The sequence below is a fragment of the Labrenzia sp. THAF191a genome, from assembly GCF_009363335.1.
GTDB classification, from domain to species: domain Bacteria; phylum Pseudomonadota; class Alphaproteobacteria; order Rhizobiales; family Stappiaceae; genus Roseibium; species Roseibium algicola.
Window position 1 is genome coordinate 1,340,435 of the sequence record NZ_CP045333.1, and the last position, 16,585, is coordinate 1,357,019.

At 60.7% G+C, this 16,585-nt stretch carries 18 protein-coding genes; 6 read left to right on the forward strand and 12 right to left on the reverse strand.

The features are described from left to right. Nucleotides 1-105: 105 nt before the first annotated feature. Nucleotides 106-2,109 (forward strand): VWA domain-containing protein, encoded by a 2,004-nt coding sequence (locus FIV05_RS06180; protein WP_152509013.1) that lies wholly within the window; start codon nt 106-108, stop codon nt 2,107-2,109. A 67-nt stretch (nt 2,110-2,176) separates the two neighbouring features. On the opposite strand, the gene FIV05_RS06185 is transcribed toward FIV05_RS06180, so the two are convergent. Genes FIV05_RS06185 through FIV05_RS06235 form a run of 11 tightly spaced genes read right to left on the reverse strand, consistent with a single transcriptional unit; the run spans nt 2,177 to nt 9,516 of the window. Then, nucleotides 2,177-2,881, reverse strand: coding sequence for a hypothetical protein (locus tag FIV05_RS06185; protein ID WP_152509014.1), 705 nt, complete (start codon nt 2,879-2,881; stop codon nt 2,177-2,179). A gap of 21 nt (nt 2,882-2,902) precedes the next feature. Beyond that, nucleotides 2,903-3,520: an urease accessory protein UreG gene (gene ureG, locus FIV05_RS06190; protein ID WP_023002497.1), complete on the reverse strand. Its 618-nt coding sequence runs from the start codon at nt 3,518-3,520 to the stop codon at nt 2,903-2,905. After that, on the reverse strand, nt 3,517-4,350 hold the full coding sequence (locus FIV05_RS06195) for an urease accessory protein UreF (protein ID WP_286202268.1): 834 nt from the start codon (nt 4,348-4,350) through the stop codon (nt 3,517-3,519). Before FIV05_RS06195 ends, ureG begins: the two co-directional genes overlap by 4 nt. After that, on the reverse strand, nt 4,241-4,777 hold the full coding sequence (locus FIV05_RS06200) for an urease accessory protein UreE (RefSeq protein ID WP_152509016.1): 537 nt from the start codon (nt 4,775-4,777) through the stop codon (nt 4,241-4,243). The genes FIV05_RS06195 and FIV05_RS06200 overlap by 110 nt, the downstream gene beginning before the upstream one ends. Continuing rightward, on the reverse strand, nt 4,774-5,379 hold the full coding sequence (locus FIV05_RS06205) for a glutathione S-transferase family protein (RefSeq protein WP_152509017.1): 606 nt from the start codon (nt 5,377-5,379) through the stop codon (nt 4,774-4,776). Before FIV05_RS06205 ends, FIV05_RS06200 begins: the two co-directional genes overlap by 4 nt. A 33-nt stretch (nt 5,380-5,412) precedes the next feature. After that, on the reverse strand, nt 5,413-7,125 hold the full coding sequence (gene ureC, locus FIV05_RS06210) for an urease subunit alpha (RefSeq protein ID WP_152509018.1): 1,713 nt from the start codon (nt 7,123-7,125) through the stop codon (nt 5,413-5,415). 36 nt (nt 7,126-7,161) lie between these two features. Continuing rightward, the gene (locus FIV05_RS06215; RefSeq protein ID WP_152509019.1) at nt 7,162-7,593 is read right to left on the reverse strand and encodes a lysozyme inhibitor LprI family protein; all 432 of its coding nucleotides are present in this window, start codon (nt 7,591-7,593) and stop codon (nt 7,162-7,164) included. Next, a complete protein-coding gene (locus tag FIV05_RS06220; protein WP_152509020.1) occupies nt 7,593-8,015 on the reverse strand; it encodes a lysozyme inhibitor LprI family protein in 423 nt (140 codons plus the stop codon). Before FIV05_RS06220 ends, FIV05_RS06215 begins: the two co-directional genes overlap by 1 nt. Next, nucleotides 8,012-8,317: an urease subunit beta gene (locus tag FIV05_RS06225; RefSeq protein WP_152509021.1), complete on the reverse strand. Its 306-nt coding sequence runs from the start codon at nt 8,315-8,317 to the stop codon at nt 8,012-8,014. The genes FIV05_RS06220 and FIV05_RS06225 overlap by 4 nt, the downstream gene beginning before the upstream one ends. Before the next feature lie 23 nt (nt 8,318-8,340). Next, nucleotides 8,341-8,643 (reverse strand): urease subunit gamma, encoded by a 303-nt coding sequence (locus tag FIV05_RS06230; protein WP_006936842.1) that lies wholly within the window; start codon nt 8,641-8,643, stop codon nt 8,341-8,343. An 18-nt stretch (nt 8,644-8,661) separates the two neighbouring features. Then, entirely contained in the window at nt 8,662-9,516 is an 855-nt protein-coding gene (locus FIV05_RS06235) for an urease accessory protein UreD (RefSeq protein ID WP_152509022.1), read from the reverse strand. 446 nt (nt 9,517-9,962) lie between these two features. Between FIV05_RS06235 and FIV05_RS06240 the strand changes: the two genes are divergently transcribed. From FIV05_RS06240 to FIV05_RS06250, 3 genes are all read left to right on the forward strand, one after another. Beyond that, on the forward strand, nt 9,963-11,324 hold the full coding sequence (locus FIV05_RS06240; RefSeq protein WP_209009873.1) for a D-alanyl-D-alanine carboxypeptidase family protein: 1,362 nt from the start codon (nt 9,963-9,965) through the stop codon (nt 11,322-11,324). Between the two features lie 182 nt (nt 11,325-11,506). After that, a complete protein-coding gene (locus FIV05_RS06245; protein ID WP_152509023.1) occupies nt 11,507-11,869 on the forward strand; it encodes a hypothetical protein in 363 nt (120 codons plus the stop codon). A gap of 144 nt (nt 11,870-12,013) precedes the next feature. Beyond that, a complete protein-coding gene (locus FIV05_RS06250; protein ID WP_152509024.1) occupies nt 12,014-13,249 on the forward strand; it encodes a GTP-binding protein in 1,236 nt (411 codons plus the stop codon). Between the two features lie 139 nt (nt 13,250-13,388). Here the strand turns inward: FIV05_RS06250 and tesB are convergent, their stop codons facing one another. Then, nucleotides 13,389-14,255: an acyl-CoA thioesterase II gene (gene tesB / locus FIV05_RS06255; protein ID WP_152509025.1), complete on the reverse strand. Its 867-nt coding sequence runs from the start codon at nt 14,253-14,255 to the stop codon at nt 13,389-13,391. 133 nt (nt 14,256-14,388) lie between these two features. Between tesB and FIV05_RS06260 the strand changes: the two genes are divergently transcribed. Both FIV05_RS06260 and FIV05_RS06265 read left to right on the forward strand, forming a co-directional pair. Beyond that, nucleotides 14,389-15,627, forward strand: a complete 1,239-nt coding sequence (locus tag FIV05_RS06260; RefSeq protein ID WP_152509026.1) for a ubiquinone biosynthesis hydroxylase — start codon at nt 14,389-14,391, stop codon at nt 15,625-15,627. A gap of 46 nt (nt 15,628-15,673) precedes the next feature. After that, nucleotides 15,674-16,546, forward strand: coding sequence for an SDR family oxidoreductase (locus FIV05_RS06265; RefSeq protein ID WP_152509027.1), 873 nt, complete (start codon nt 15,674-15,676; stop codon nt 16,544-16,546). Nucleotides 16,547-16,585 lie beyond the last annotated feature (39 nt).

Here is a 16,585-nt window from a genome sequence, read left to right on the forward strand (position 1 = left end):
TTTATCACACTTCGAGATTGCGAGTGTCTCTAAATTCGGCCCGTCTCGCCTATCTCCTTTCCGGATAAGGCTTTTTCGAAAATTCATTACAGGAGCCCAAGGTTCATGCTCTCTTCAAAGCGGCCTGTGTTTCGACTTATGGGAGCCGCCCTCATCGGCGGCACGATGTTCATGTCGCCCGCACGGGCACAGACGGACACACCTTCTGATCTTTTGTTCGTCCTGGATTCTTCCAATTCCATGTGGGGTCAGATCGACGGGACCGCGAAAGCGGAAATTGCCCGGTCTGCCTTCGAAGGTTTTGTTGCCGGTCTTCCGGATGGAACCAGGGCTGGTGTGATGGCCTATGGTCACCGCCGCAAGGCCGATTGCGGCGATGTGGAAACGCTGGTGCCGGTCAGTGAGCTGGACCGCTCCAAACTGGTGCAAAGCGTCAAGGCGCTCACGCCGCGCGGCAAGACGCCGATTACCGAAACACTTCGGCAGGCCGCGGAACTTCTGGCGCAGAACGACCGCCCGGGTCGCTTGATCCTGATCTCCGATGGTATCGAGACCTGCGGCGGGGATCCTTGCGCCCTCGCCGAGGCACTTGCCAAGTCCGGTGTCGATTTCAAGGCCCATGTCATCGGTTTCGATATCGCTTCCAAGGCGGACCAGGCCAAGATTGCCTGTATTGCGCATCTGACCGGCGGCACCTACTGGAACGCCAAGTCCGCAGATGGCCTGACCGAAGCGCTGAAGGAAAGCGTTGCCGCGGTTGAGGAAAAAGCACCGCTGCCTGTGACAGTCCTGACAGCGGCCGACAAGGAAAGCGGCCAGCCTGTTTCAGGCCCTGTGCAATGGACAGTGGCAACCGTCAACGACGAGACCGTGGTTGCGTCCGGCATGACAGGTGGCAGTGTCGAGGTCGAGCTGGAACCGGGATCCTACGTCGTCAGTGCAGAACTTGGTGAAAAGGCAGGCGGTGCGTCGCTTGAGGTGTCCGACAAGGGCGGCCAGCAGACTGTTCTTCTCGACGGCAAACTTCCCGAGGCGAGTGTCACGCCCACCTCCCCTGAAGCGCCCGCAACCTCGCTGCTGGAAGTTGCCTTTGAAGGCCCGGGTCTGGATGGTGATTTCCTGCGTGTCGTCACCCCGGACGGAAACAGGCTCGAAAGGGATCTCTGGGTGTATGTGCGCGACGGTAATCCCGCCAAACTGGCCCTGCCAAGCCAGCCGGGCGACTATGAAATCGTCTATGTCTGGGCCGATAGCGGTGAACGTGTTCTGGCCAAGGCGCCGATCAAGGTGACCGAAGTCCAGGCAATCCTGACCTACGCTCCCGAAGTTGCCGCCGGTCAGCCGGTGGAAATCGCCTTTGAAGGTCCGAACGGGCCGGAGGACTGGATCGGGATCGTTCCGAAGGACGGCACGGTTGACGATTACCAGGGCCGCTGGAAAGGCACTGCCGACGGGTCTCCCGTCACCCTTCAGGCACCGAGCGAAGCCGGCACCTATGACGTCATCTATGTCACCGGCATCGACCAGACGATCCTGACGCGCCAACCGCTAACCGTTGGCGAAAGCGCAGCAACGCTTCAGGCCGACAGCACGGTTGAGGCGGCCGGCAGACTGAACGTGACCTGGAGCGGTCCGAAGGCGCCCGACGACTGGATCGGCATCGCGCCGGTCGGCTCCGACCCTTCGGCCTATTTGACCTACGAACGTCCGGATGGGGACAGCGTCTCGATCATTGCGCCACTGGCTCGGGGCGATTACGAGCTGCGTTACATTCTCTCGACGTCCGACGGATCGAGGATCCTGGCCAGCCAACCTTTGAAGATCACGGATCCGAAGGTGACGCTGGAGGGCCCGTCCGAAGTTCCGGCTGCCAGCTATGTCAGCGTAAAGGCGAGCGGCCCTGCCAACAGCAGCAACTTCATCGGTTTTGCCGAACCGTCTCAGGATGCCTGGAGTACGGCGCCGGGGGCCTGGGAGATTGCGGACAACATCTCCAACGGCGTTGTGGAGGTGCGGACACCGGAAGAACCGGGCACTTACGAGCTGCGCTTCGTCCTGTCCGCAGGTGACGCGGAAATCGTTGCGCGGCAGACCGTGACGGTGAAATAGCGCGACCGGTCATCAACGAAAATCGGAGCCCGCCGCTGTAAAGTTGCGGGCTTCGTTCTGATCGGAGCTACTGTTTCAGCCAGACGGAAAGCTGTCCGCAAGGCTCGAAACCGAGTTGCCGGTAGACCGGTAGCACGCTTGCATCATCTTCGTAGGTGCAAATCGACCGGTTCGGAAACGGTTCCAGAAGTTCGTGCAGAGCACTGTAGAGCCAGGTCTTGCGGCAGAAGACGTTTGAAAGGCCAAGGATATCCTTGCCGTCAAGCTTCGGACCGGTGTTGAAGACCGCCCCTGCCTTCACCTTGCCGTCCTTGATGATGGCGGCGAAATCGATGGTTTTGCGTTCCAGCAGTCTGGACGGGAAAACGGCATGGAGGCTTTCGTTCTCGTTCCAGCCGGCCAGCCATTTCTTCAGGCTTTCCGATGTCGCCACCTTGTGCCAATCGGAGCTGACCGGGGCACGTTTGGCACTTGGCGGCGGACGAAACAGCCAGGTGCCGGTAAAAAGCCTCTGAAAGCCGTAAGGTGCCAGATCCAGATTGTCGAAACTGTCCTTTACCCCGGCCCCTTGCGGCAAATCGGGCAGCGCGGCATAAAAATCCGCTCCCTGCTTTGGCGACAGGGTGACGATGTTCGGATAGAGCGGCAGGGACTTGTCCCGAGCGCACCAGAACCCTGCATGAAATTCGGTTTTCGCGCCTGCGGTTTTCAGGACCGCATCGCACCAGAGCGCGTTATTATGCGCGCAGGCTTCCTGTCTGCCAGCGATCATTCGGCCATCAACATCGAAGATTTAAGCGTTCAGCCCACCCTTTTGGACGATGAAGTCTACCACGGATTCGACACCCTCTCCCGCCTTTGTATTGGCGAAAACAAAGGGTCGTTCCTTGCGCATCTTCTTTGCATCCCGGTCCATGACCTCCAGATTGACGCCGACATAGGGCGCAAGGTCGGTCTTGTTGATGATCAGGAGATCAGAACGCGTGATGCCCGGCCCGCCCTTTCGCGGAATTTCCTCACCTGCGGCAACATCGATCACGTAGATCGTCAGGTCGGCGAGCTCTGGCGAAAAGGTTGCGGCCAGGTTGTCACCGCCGGATTCGATCAGGATCAGGTCTAGATCCGGGATGCTTTTGGTCAGGTCCGCCACGGCCGCCAGATTGATGGAGGCGTCTTCACGAATTGCCGTATGCGGGCAGCCACCGGTCTCGACACCGCGAATGCGGTCACTGGTCAAGGCCTGCGAGCGCATCAGGGCTTCGGCGTCCTCGCTTGTGTAGATGTCATTGGTGATGACGGCGAGCGAGTAGCGGTCGCGCATGGCCTTGCACAGCTTGTCGGTCAGCGTGGTCTTGCCGGAACCGACGGGACCGCCGATGCCGACGCGCAAGGGACCATTTTGGGAAGTCATGAACGGAACAACCTCGAATACTGGGTTTCATGTGCCATGGAGGCGATATCTGCAAGGAAGGTGGAGGTGCCGAGATCGTTAAGACCCGCCGCCTCGGCCTCTTCAGCAATGTCGAAGATCACCGGTTCCAGACCAGCCAGCACCTTCTGGCCGTCGCTCTGGCCGAGCGGCACCACCCGCACGGCGACGGAAATCAGATTGGCTGCGAAAGCATGCAGGAAACAGTGAAGCGCGGCATCCACCGGCAAGCCGTGAGCCGCAGCGGCAAGTCCCAGCACGACCGGGTATGGCCAGGAGGTGTTTTCCTCGCCCGCGAATTCGTGAAACAGGCGTGCGGCCTCGGTGTCCGCTTCCGGCATCCAGCTGTTGCACACGGCCCTGAAAAAGGCGCTGCCCTGGGCATTGGATTCCAGTTGCCGCTCCCTGGAGGGTTGCAGGGCCAGCCCCAGGTCACGCAGCTCGTCAACAGTCTCTCGGTCTCCTGCCAGAGCGGCCCAGTAGGTTACCTTCAGCAGGATGGCGTCGCTTCGTCCTGCGCCGAAGCGGAGGACTTCACGCAGCCAGACGCCGAGTTCCGTCGCACTTGCCACCCCGCCCTGCTCGATCACCTGTTCCAGCCCGTGACTGTAGGTAAAGGCGCCGATCGGAAAAGCCGGTGAGAGAAAGGCCTGCAGCCGGTATAGCGCCTGAGGTGACAGGGGTAACCGGGGTGATACTGGCTCAGTCATGGGAATGCCCGGACCCGTGGTCGTGATCGTGGCCATGGCTGTGTCCATGATGATGGTCGTCGGAATGCCCGTGGCCATGATCGTGCCCGTGAGTACGGCCATGGCCGTAGGCGCCGCCTTCCGGATCGAAGGGGGCGGATAGTTCGGTCAGACGGCCGCCGAGCCTTTCCACCATGTCTTCAATCACGTGGTCCCGCCGGATCCGCAGGGTGTTGCCCATGAGCTGCGTCGGCAGGTGCCGGTTGCCCAGATGCCAGGCAATCTTCACCAGGTGGGCGGTGTCGTCGGCGTGAATTTCGACCACTTCCTCAGGTTCTGCGAGAACTTCGACAATCCGGCCGTCTTCAAGTTCCAGACCGTCGCCATGGCGCAAATGGATCGCCATCGGTTCGTCCAGCAGGAAGGTCAATCCGCCTGCGCCGGTCAGGACGGCCCTGCGCCGATACCGGTCTTCCCGGTCAAGCGTGACCTGGTCGGTGACATCGCCGGTCCATGTTTCGGCCTTGTGGATTTTCGCGACGCGGATCATGCGGCTTCCATCACCTTTGCCATCATGGCCTGGAAAGCGGGACGCTCCCTGAGGCGTTTGAAATAATCGTAGACCGGCCCTTCTTTGGGAAGGTCGAACTTGGCGGCCAGTGCCCAGCCGGAGCAGTGCCCGACGATGATGTCGGCAATGGTGAAGGTTTCGCCCATGGCATAGGGACCGTCACCGATCAGCGCTTCCAGCGTTTTCAGGCCTTGCTCGAATTCGAGCCGGCAGACGTCCTTGACCGCCGGAACCCGGACATCTTCGGGATGGATGAAGGTGTTCTTCGCAGCGGTCCAGAGCGCGCCTTCCAGCACATCGACGCCGAACTGGGTGATGCTGTCCTGACGGGCGCGATCAAGAGTTCCGGCAGGAAAGGTAAACCGGCCGTGCTTGTCGGCCAGATAGGTACAGATTGCGATGGAATCGGTGATGACGGCGTCGCCGTCGACCAGCACGGGCACCTTGCCGCTTGGATTGAGCGCCTTGACGGTATCCGACTGCGGCAGGGCCGGGTCAACCTCGTAAGGCTCGCCCAGTTCCTCAAGCAGCCACATCACCCGCATGGCGCGGGTCCGCGGAAATCCGACGATCTTATACATGCCTTTCCTCTCCCGAACGCGTTCGTGCGGAGCTTAGAACAGGAAGTAGCGCTGGGCCATTGGCAGCACTTCGGCAGGTTCGCAGGTCAGCAGTTCGCCGTCGGCGCGCACCTCGTAAGTTTCCGGATGCACTTCGATCTTTGGCATCATGTTGTTGTGAACCATCGACTTTTTGGAGATTCCACCACGGGTGTTCTTGACCGGAAGCACCAGGCTGTCGAGACCTGCCTTGTGCTTGACGCCGGTGTCATAGGCCGCCTGGGACACGAAGGTGACACGGCTGTGCGTCATCATCTTGCCGTAGGAGGCGAACATCGGTCGGTAATGCACCGGCTGCGGTGTCGGGATGGAACCGTTCGGGTCGCCCATCGGAGCGGTCGCGATTGAGCCAAGCTTGAGCACCAGCGCCGGCTTGATGCCGAAGAATTTCGGGTCCCAGAGCACGAGGTCGGCCAGCTTGCCGACCTCAACCGAGCCGATGTACTCGTCCAGGCCGTGAGCGATGGCCGGGTTGATGGTGGTCTTGGCCATGTAGCGCTTGACCCGGAAGTTGTCGTTCTCGCCGGTTTCATCCGAAAGACGGCCGCGTTGCATCTTCATCTTGTGCGCGGTCTGCATGGTGCGGATGACGATTTCGCCGACACGGCCCATGGCCTGGCTGTCGGAGGAGATGATCGAGAACGCACCCATGTCATGAAGAATGTCTTCCGCCGCAATGGTTTCCTTGCGGATGCGGCTTTCAGCAAAAGCAACGTCCTCAGGAATGTCCTTGTGCAGGTGGTGACAGACCATGAGCATGTCGAGATGCTCTTCCAGCGTGTTGACGGTGAAAGGCCGTGTCGGGTTGGTGGACGACGGAATGACGTTGGGTTCGCCAACCACCTTGATGATGTCCGGTGCGTGGCCGCCGCCGGCCCCTTCCGTGTGGAAGGCGTGGATGGTGCGGTTTTTGAACGCAGCGGTGGTGTTTTCGACAAAACCGGACTCGTTCAAGGTGTCGGTGTGGATCATCACCTGGACGTCGTATTCATCGGCAACTGACAGGCAGTTGTCGATGGTTGCCGGTGTGGAGCCCCAGTCTTCGTGGATCTTGAGGGCAGCGGCCCCTGCCATCACCTGCTCTTCCAGCGCGGCAGGCAGGGATGCGTTGCCCTTGCCGGCGAAGATGAGGTTCATCGGAAAGCTGTCGGCTGCCTGAAGCATCCGGGTGATGTGCCACGGGCCGGGTGTACAGGTGGTCGCGTTGGTGCCCGTTGCCGGACCAGTGCCACCGCCGATCATGGTGGTCACGCCGGAGCACAGGGCTTCATCGATCTGCTGCGGACAGATGTAGTGGATATGGGCGTCGATCGAACCTGCGGTGAGGATCTTGCCCTCCCCGGCGATCGCTTCCGTGCCGGGACCGACGATGATGTCGACACCGTTCTGGACATCCGGGTTGCCGGCCTTGCCGATTCCGACGATCCGGCCGTCCTTCAGCCCGACATCGGCCTTGACGATACCCCAGTGGTCGATGATCAGCACATTGGTGATAACCGTGTCGACGGCGCCGGCGGAACGTGGTGCCTGGGACTGGCCCATGCCGTCGCGGATAACCTTGCCGCCACCGAACTTCACCTCGTCGCCATAGGTGGTGAAATCCTTTTCCACCTCGATGATGAGATCGGTATCCGCAAGGCGCAGCCTGTCGCCGGTTGTCGGTCCGAACATGTCCGCATAAGCGGCGCGGGGCATCTTGTAGGCCATATCTAGTCTCCAATCGACGATCAGAAATCGGTGTGTTTAATTCGCGTAGTCCTCAACCGTCGCATCCAGATCCTCTGTGCGTTTCATGGTGAGGACGATCAGGCAGTTCCGGTACAGTTCGTTGCCGCGTGTTCCGCCCCTGAAGGGGAAGCTGTAGGCGGTGCAATCCTTGTCGGCGTAGGTTTTCCAGGCGGCCTGGGCATCATCGAGGCTGGCGGGGGCGCCCTTCAGATGCTCCGGCAATTCCGCATCGATCTCGACCAGCCGTGCACGCAGCCGGTCGAAGGCTTCGTTCATGCGCGTGTCAGCGTCTTCCAGGGCCTTGTCGGCACAAAAGCTGCGTTCGGCTTCGGTCAGCGGATAGCCGCAGTCGATGTTGTCGTTGACCTTCTCTTCCTCAGCAACCGCCGCGCCGGCAGTGGCCAGAAACAGGGCTAAAGCAGGAAGCGTCAGGCCGCGCACAGGCATCAATTCCCCAGGCCTTCACTGAGCTGTCTCAACTCGTCGATACGGTTGCGGGTCAGATCGGCGCGGCAGCCGTAGACCAGCATGGGCTCCATGGTTCCGCCGCGGGCCAGAAAGCCGTAGGCGTCGCAGGCCTTGTCGCGATAGGGGATCCAGGCACGCTGGGCTTCGCGCAATGTTTCGACCGCCCCTTTCAGCCCTTCCGGCAAATAGGCGTCGGTCTCGGTCATCTTTTCCATTGCGGATCTGTAGACCGCGTTCAGCTCCGCATCCGCCTTCAGCCAGTCGATGTTGGCACACTGGGTCATCTCCGACTGCGTCATGGCATTTTCGCAGTTGGGTGTTTCCTGCGCGACGACCGGTCCGGTGAGCAGAAGACCGAGCCCGATCAGCAAAAACGAAAGAGATGATGCGGATCTGATCACAGTTCGCCCATGACCTTCTGGTTGAAGCCGTAGACCGTGCGGCTGCCGCGATAAGGCACCAGCGTCACGGATCTGGACTGGCCGGGTTCGAAGCGAACGGCTGTGCCTGCGGGAATATCCAGGCGCATGCCGCGGCTCTTTTCCCGGTCGAAAGACAGGCCTTCGTTGGTTTCGAAGAAGTGATAGTGGCTGCCGACCTGGATCGGCCGGTCACCAGTGTTGGCGACTTCCAGCGCTATGGTCTCAAGGCCAGTGTTCAGTTCGATCTCGCCTTCGGCGGGAAACAGTTCTCCGGGGATCATGCTCGTCTCCTTGGAAATTGCGGTCAGCGGATCGGTTCGTGCACGGTCACGAGCTTGGTGCCGTCAGGAAAGGTCGCCTCGACCTGAACATCGTGAATCATCTCGGACACGCCTTCCATTACCTGGTCGCGTGTCAGTACCTTCGCGCCCGCGGACATCAGGTCGGCAACGGTGCGCCCGTCACGGGCCCCCTCGACAACAAAATCGGTGATCAGGGCGACGGCTTCCGGATGGTTCAGCTTCACGCCCCTTTCCAGGCGGCGGCGGGCGACCATCGCGGCCATGGAAATGAGCAACTTGTCCTTTTCGCGGGGCGTCAGGTTCATGAAAGAAAGTCCTCCAAATCAGCAATACCAGACGCGCGGCAGCGCCGTCATTCGGTATCCGGTGAGAAACGACATCAGGGCCGTGCGCAAGCCGCGGCCATCATTGGACACAAACCGGGTTATCAGCAAGCCGTTCCAGGCGCTGGCGGCTGCCTGGGTGGTTCCTTCCGGCAATGTTTCGATCAGCTCTCTTGCCCTGGCGAGCCTGTCTTCGGCATCGGCGGAGCAATCGACAAAGGTTGCCGCGGCCAGGGCGCCGGCGGCCGTAGCCGGGCCGGTCAGCGCGTCGGCCGGGTCGCCATCCAGCCGGATGTCGTCGGCAAACACCAGCTTTCCGTCCCGGCGGATGCGCCAGCTGTCGCGGTAGAATACGGACTTGACCTGCTCGCCCATCGCCTTTCGGCCAAGGACGAAGGATTCGACCATCATCAGCCTTGCGTCACCTTCCAGGTCCGCCTGCAGCGTGCGGCGAAGGCGCGAGGCGTTGAAAAGGATGGTTTCCTGGGGCAGCCATTCCAGGGTCGCACCGGCTTCGACCGTGAAATGCCCGCTCACCTGGGCGGTGCCGCCCGGGCTGCGGTAGGCACGTTCGGCCGTCTGGCTGGTCACAATTACGTGTACACCGGCGTTAGCGCCGACTTCATAGTCGAGCTGGTCGCCTCCGGTGAGACCACCGGCGGTGTTGATGAGAACGGCTGTGGCAGGGGTATCATAGACCTTCGGCAGGCGAACCTTGGCCGACCCGCTCTGATACAGATCGGTCAGACGGGTTTTGCCATCCGGCGCCGAAAAACGCACCTTGCCGATGCCTTTCACGCGCTGCAGAACTACGGCTTTCCCGCCCGTTTCTGATGCCAGACCAGCATCATACATTGCTTGACCGCCCCCCCTGCGGGCTCATTCAGTCATTGTTATTTTTCACATCTGTTCAAATTGGTCCAGACCGTCGCCGGGCCGCAATGGGCAATATGCCCTCGGCAATCTTAGCAAGAGCCGGGCCAAGGCCGGCAAGTGGAAAGGCAAGACGACACCGGCGAAAAAAGTCCCTGTTTCCCGCAGCTTATCAATGCCTGCTCGCAAAAGTTGCTCAAAAATAAGGCAATTGCAAGAAAGATTGGCGTGGAGTGGATTTGAGGAAGGGGTTGCTCTCGCGCCGATGTTCCGGTTTTTTAAGAAGACAGCAGCTATTCATACTGCCATTGCCCAATTGCGACGTGTCATCCGCTGGATGACGAGCGAGGGAAACCGTGTTTTTGAGCCCGATTGGCCGCCTGACTTCCGTTTGTCTGACCGTAACCGCTCTTGTGATGAGTCTGGCCATGAGCCAGGCACGGGCGGATATAGGTGCCTATGTCCTGATCGACGCGAGTTCCGGCGCGGTGATCGAGCAGGAGAACGCCACGCGCAAGTGGTACCCGGCCTCGCTCACGAAGCTCATGACGGCCTATGTCACCTTCAAGGCGATCCGCGAAGGCCGCGCCTCGCTCGACAGCGCGGTAGTGCAATCCAAGAACTCCGCGGCGGAACCACCCAGCAAGATGGGGTTCAAGGTCGGGACGCGGTTCACTGTCGACACGGCGCTGAAGATCATTCTGATCAAGTCGGCCAACGATGTTGCGGTAGCGCTCGGCGAGTCGATCGCGGGATCTGAATCCGGCTTCATCGCCATGATGAATGCGGAAGCTCAGCGCTTGGGAATGTCCAATACCCGGTTCTACAATCCGCACGGTCTGCCAGACAACCGGCAGGTGACCACGGCGCGGGACCTCGCCATTCTGGCCCTGGCGCTGCGCCGGGACTTTCCGGAATCCCGAAACTTCTACGACCACCCGGGGATCCGCTTCGGCAAGAAGACCCTGCGGTCGGCCAATCGGGAATTCCTTCTGCGGGTGCCCGGCGCCAACGGCATGAAGACCGGCTACATCTGCAATTCCGGGTACAATGTTGCTGCCTCCGCGACGCGCGGCAACAAGACCTTGATCGCGATTATCCTTGGCGCAGGTTCCGGACTGGAGCGCACCGCCTTTGCACGCCAGCTTTTTGACGAAGGGTTCCGCAAGCGCGGCGGCCGTAGCATCACAAGCCTTTCGGGCACCACCGGCAATCCGCCGGCCGACGGTTATTGCCGGCGCAACAAGAGCCCGGGTCCCAAGGGTTACATGGCCCGGTTCGACATGGAAAAGGAAAAGCAGGGCGGGTTCCTGTTCTTCGCCAAGGCCAACAAGTCCGACGAGGACAAGCTCGACGACAGCGGTTTCAAGCTGTCCAACGGCAAACCGGACTGGGCAAAGATCCTTGACCGTACCCTCGGACCTCGCCGGATTGCCTACCGTCCGCTGGATGTCGGCCTCGGCAACCCGAAAGGGTCGCCTTCCGTCAGCCCGGGCACCGTTCCCGCCGGTGCCGCCAGTGAAGCGGTGGCAGCCATCGCGGGCGAGGATATTGCCGCGGAAGACGTACCGCTGCCGGTCGCCAATCCCGTGCGGCGGGCAGAAAACGAAATCCGGGCGAAGATGCAGCTGACGGCCAATGCCAAAACCGCAGGGGCAATACCGCAAGGTGGCGATACCGTATCACGCCCGGGAGCCGCGGTTGAACTTTCGAAATCTTCACCCGGATCGATCTTCCGCAAGGGTCTGGATTTCACCGTTCCGGTTCCTTCCCCAAGTCCTCGCAAGTAATTCGATTTCCAGATCTTTGACGGTGCCGATGATGTAGCGTTGCGGTTGACGGAGTTAACCTTTTATTTACGCTACTCCTTAACACTGCAGTAAGCATTTTTCTGGCAAAGGCGTGCTCCCTGCCGGACCTCGAAATGCCACTGCGGCACAGAATATGCCGGTACAACAGGTCGAGAGATCGCATGATGATTGAACCGAGATCCACCGCCACCATCAAGGCCCTGGCCAGCCTTGCGGAACTTTCCGCCAATCAACTGGAGGAAGGGGTTTCGGTCGACCATGTGATCGCCACCTTGCGAAAGGCGGCGGAGGCTGTCCGGCTCGTGGTTGATGTCGAGGCGGAAGAGGAACTGGATGACTTCGAGTTCGAAGCCGACAGCGAGACAGACGTGGAAGCCGAACTGGAAGCTTCTGAAGCTGACATCGTCCAGGATCTGACCCCGATGGATTTGTCCGAGGATGAAGCCGACAGGAAAATTGTCGCCCTCGACAAGAAGGACGCCAAAGCGGCCTCCGAAGAAGACATCATCCTCAACGCGGGGTGATTCGGCGTCAGCCGGACTTTTTTCCAACTGAACAAGCCGGCGTGGCGGGACCGGCATTTGCGCTGACCCGCCTTTCTGCCTATGTGTCTGCGGAAAGTCCGCCGGGTTCGATCAGGGACCGGCGAATGCATCTGGAGAGATACCATGGCCTCGCCGACACCGGTTGCCGAAGGACAAAAACCCAAGGGTCCGAAGCCCCCCATTCCGCTGTCTGTCCTGACCGGGTTTCTGGGGTCAGGCAAGACAACACTGCTCAATCGGATCCTGAAGGATCCGTCGATGGCGGATACGGCGGTCATTATCAACGAATTCGGCGAGATCGGGCTCGATCACCTGTTTGTCGATCAGGCCGGCGACGGCATCGTGGAGCTGGCGTCCGGCTGCCTGTGCTGCACCATTCGCGGCGATCTTGTCACGACGCTCGAAAACCTCTTGCGCAGACTGGACAACGGCCGCATGGACAGGCTCAACCGGGTGATTATCGAGACCACGGGTCTGGCGGATCCGGCGCCTATCCTGCACACGGTTATGCTGCATCCCTATCTGGTGATGCGCTACCGGCTTGACAGCGTGATCACGCTTGTGGACGCGGTCAACGGTCTGTCGACCCTCGACAATCACGAAGAAGCCCGCAAGCAGGCCGCCGTTGCCGACCGGCTGGTCTTCACAAAGACCGATCTCGTTCAAGGCGAAGAGGCGCGCGCCTCCTTCGACGCCCTCAAGCAGCGTTTGCAGCAGCTCAATCCCGGTGCCCGCAGGCTGGACGCGCAAGCAAACGATACGACGGTGGAAAACCTCTTCAACGCGGGCCTTTATGATCCGAAGAGCAAGATCCCGGACGTGGCTGCCTGGCTGAACGCTGAAGCCTACGAAGGCCAGCAGCATGATCATCATCACGGTCACGGTCACGGTCACGGTCACGATCATGCACATGGCCATTCGCACGGGCATCACCACGGCCACGATCACGACCATGCTCATGACGTAAACCGGCATAGCGATGCCATCCGAGCCTTTACCCTGTCGACTGATCGACCGGTGCCGGCCTCCGCGCTGGAAATGTTCCTCGATCTGCTGCGATCGGCGCACGGACCGAAACTGCTTCGGGTGAAGGGTATCGTGCAACTGGCCGAGGATCCGGAAAGGCCGGTCGTCATCCACGGTGTCCAGCATGTCTTCCATCCGCCAGCGACACTGGAGGCCTGGCCGGACGCGGATCACAGAACCCGCATGGTGTTCATCACCAAGGACCTGCCGGAAGGGTTCGTCAGGCGCATGTTCGAGGCCTTTTCGGGCGCCTTGCTGCCTGATACGCCAGATCATCAGGCTCTGACGGACAATCCTTTGGCGGTGTCGGGTTTTACCAGTCCGGTGAGGTAGGCGGCAGATCCGCAATACCCCGGCGCTCTCCAATGGGATACCTCATCCTGAGGAGCCGCGAAGCGGCGTCTCGAAGGATGGGCGGCCCTCCTCAGGATGAGGTGGTAGGTGAGAGGAAGGTTTGTAAAACTTCCGAAACTCAATCCTTCTTGCGCAACCGGATCAGGCCTTCCTGGGCGGTCGAGGCGATCAGAACCCCGTCCCTGGTGAACAGAGATCCGCGGTTTATCCCGCGTGAGCCGGAGGATGAGGTGCTGTCGGTGGCGTAAAGCAGCCAGTCGTCGGCGCGGAAAGGCCGGTGAAACCACATGGCATGGTCGAGGCTGGCGGCCTGGATCTTCGGGCTGAAGACGGACGTGCCATGGGGAAACAGCGAGGTGTCCAGCAACGTCATGTCGGAAGCATAGGCGAGGGCGCACTGGTGCATGCGTTCGTCGTCCGGCAGCGGACCTGTCGCCCGTACCCAGACATATTGCTGCGGTGGCAAGGGCTTCTTGCTGAAATAATGGGTCATGTCGACCGGGCGCATCTCGATCGGTCGCTCACGCTCCCAGTAGCGGCGGATGTTTTCCGGTGCCATCGAAAGGAATTTTTCCTTCAGTTCCTGTTCGCTGGGCAGATCTTCAGGTGTCGGAACGTCCGGCATGTCGATCTGGTGCTCCAGTCCCTCTTCATGCACCTGGAAGGAGGCGGACATGGAAAAGATCGCTTCGCCGTGCTGGATCGCGACAACGCGCCGGGTGGTGAAGCTGCCACCGTCGCGGATGCGGTCGACTTCGTAGATGATGGGGACTGACGGATCGCCGGGCCTCAGGAAGTAGCCATGGAGGGAATGGACGTGACGGTCTTCCACCACGGTGCGCGAGGCGGCAACCAGCGCCTGGCCGATTACCTGCCCGCCAAATACGCGTTGCCAGCCGACCTGGGGGCTGCGACCACGGAACAGGTTGCGTTCCAGCGGTTCCAGGTCGAGAATCTGGAGAAGATTATCAATGGCCGTGTTCATCGGCGCGATCCCTGTTAGATAGACGGCAGGTGATTTGGTTCGAGGCTTTGGCCCCGGCCCCGCACTCTTGGACGGCAGTTGACGTTAAAGTCAAGATGCCTTTAGGGAAACCGAAGGCAAGGAGAAGAAGACGATGGCGAGGAAAAAAAGCGTCCCGGACATGTTCGATGTCGTGATCGCAGGTGGCGGCTATGTCGGCCTGTCTCTGGCGGTGGCGTTGAAGCAGGGCGATGCCGGCCTCACCTGTGCCGTGGTCGATCCCAAGCCGATGGAAGACCTCCACAAGGATCCACGCGCCTCAGCCATCGCGGCAGCTGCCTCACGCATGCTGTCGCAACTCGGCATCTGGCAGAAGATTGCGGGCGAGGCCCAGCCGATCAATGAAATGATCGTCACCGACAGCAAGCTTCGCGATGCGGTTCGCCCGGTCTTCCTGACGTTCGGCGGCGAGGCGACGGAGGGCGAACCCTTCGCCCACATGATGCCGAACGGTGTGATGATGCCTGCGCTCTACAAGGCGGCCAAGGCGCTTGGAGTGAGCTTTTTCGCACCGGGAACCGCGGAAACCTTTCGCACTCATCCAGATCACGTCGAACTGGCGCTGGAAGACGGGACCCTTTTGAAAAGCCGGCTGCTCGTTGCAGCCGACGGTGTGCGCTCCCGCCTGCGCGACCTTGCCGGTATCCGGACGGTCAACTGGGACTACGGCCAGTCCGGCATCGTCACAACAGTCAAGCATGAACGGCCTCACAACGGCCGGGCGGAAGAACATTTTCTGCCTGCCGGGCCATTTGCGATCCTGCCCTTGCCGGGCAACCGGTCGTCGCTGGTCTGGACGGAAAAGACAGCGGACGCCGACCGGCTTGTGCGGTCTGACGACTTTACCTTCGAACTGGAACTGGAACGCCGTTTCGGGCATCACCTCGGCACACTGGAGCTGGACGGTCCGCGCCGGGCCTATCCGCTCGGGCTGAAGCTGGCGCGTGATTTCGTCAAGCCGCGCTTCGCCCTGATCGGCGATGCCGCCCATGGCATTCATCCGATAGCGGGCCAGGGGCTCAATCTGGGCTTCAAGGATGTTGCGGCACTGGCCGAAGTGCTGGTGGATGCCCGTCGTCTGGGGCAGGATCTCGGCGGTTTCGACGTTCTGGAACGCTACCAGCGCTGGCGCCGGTTCGACACGTTCCAGATGGGCGTTGTCACCGACGTACTGAACCGCCTGTTTTCCAATGACAATGACGTGTTGCGCGCCATGCGCGATTTCGGACTTGGTATTGTGGACAGGATGCCGGGCCTGAAAACGCAGTTCATCAAGGAAGCTGCCGGTTTTGCGGGGCCGGTGCCGAAATTGCTTTCCGGCGAACCTATCTGATAGGAGTTGGATCGGACCGTCTTCCACTCCGCAGGATTTCCATTTGATGATTGCCAATCCGGAGAGTTTTTCCGCGCACCGGTCGATCCTGATTACGGGCTGTTCCTCCGGCATCGGCCTTTCGGCAGCCCACATCATGCGTGGGCGCAACTGGCGTGTTTTTCCGACTGCGCGGAGCCAGGCGGATGTTGACCGGTTGAGCGATCTTGGTTTCGAGGCCTTTCGCCTGGATTATGAGGATCCGGACAGCATCGAGGCGACGGCAAGCGAAGTTCTGCAGCTGACCGATGGTGCGTTGAGCGCGGTGTTCAACAATGGCGCCTACGCGGTTCCCGGTGCGCTGGAAGACTTGCCGACGGAAGCCCTGCGGTCGCTTTTCGAGGCGAACTTCATCGGCTGGCACGATCTTACCCGCCGGTTGGTGCCTTCAATGCGCGCCAACGGTTCCGGGCGGATCGTGCAGTGTTCGTCCGTACTGGGGTTTGTGGCACTCAAGTACCGCGGAGCCTACACCGCTTCCAAATTCGCGCTTGAAGCCTATTCGGACACGCTTCGGCAGGAACTGAAAGGCACCGGCATTCACGTCAGCCTGATCGAACCCGGTCCTATCGATACCCGGTTCACGCAAAACGCACTGGCGAATTTTCAGCGCTGGATCGGCGAGGATGGTCTGCAGGCGTCACGGCATCGTAAGACCTACGAAAAGCGCCGCATCCGAATGGAGGCCGGTGAGCCAGGTCCGTTCAAGCTGCCGCCGGAGGCCGTGGTCAAACGGCTGGTGCACGCGGTGGAGGCAAATCGGCCGAAAGCGCGCTATCATGTAACAATTCCGACCACCGTCATGGCGGTGGCCAAACGGGTGCTGCCGACCGGTCTGCTCGACCGGTTCTGCATCTGGGCTGCCGACGGCGAGGAATAGCTGCCTGCCGACCGGTGGCTGTGCCGCACAGTGGTGAAA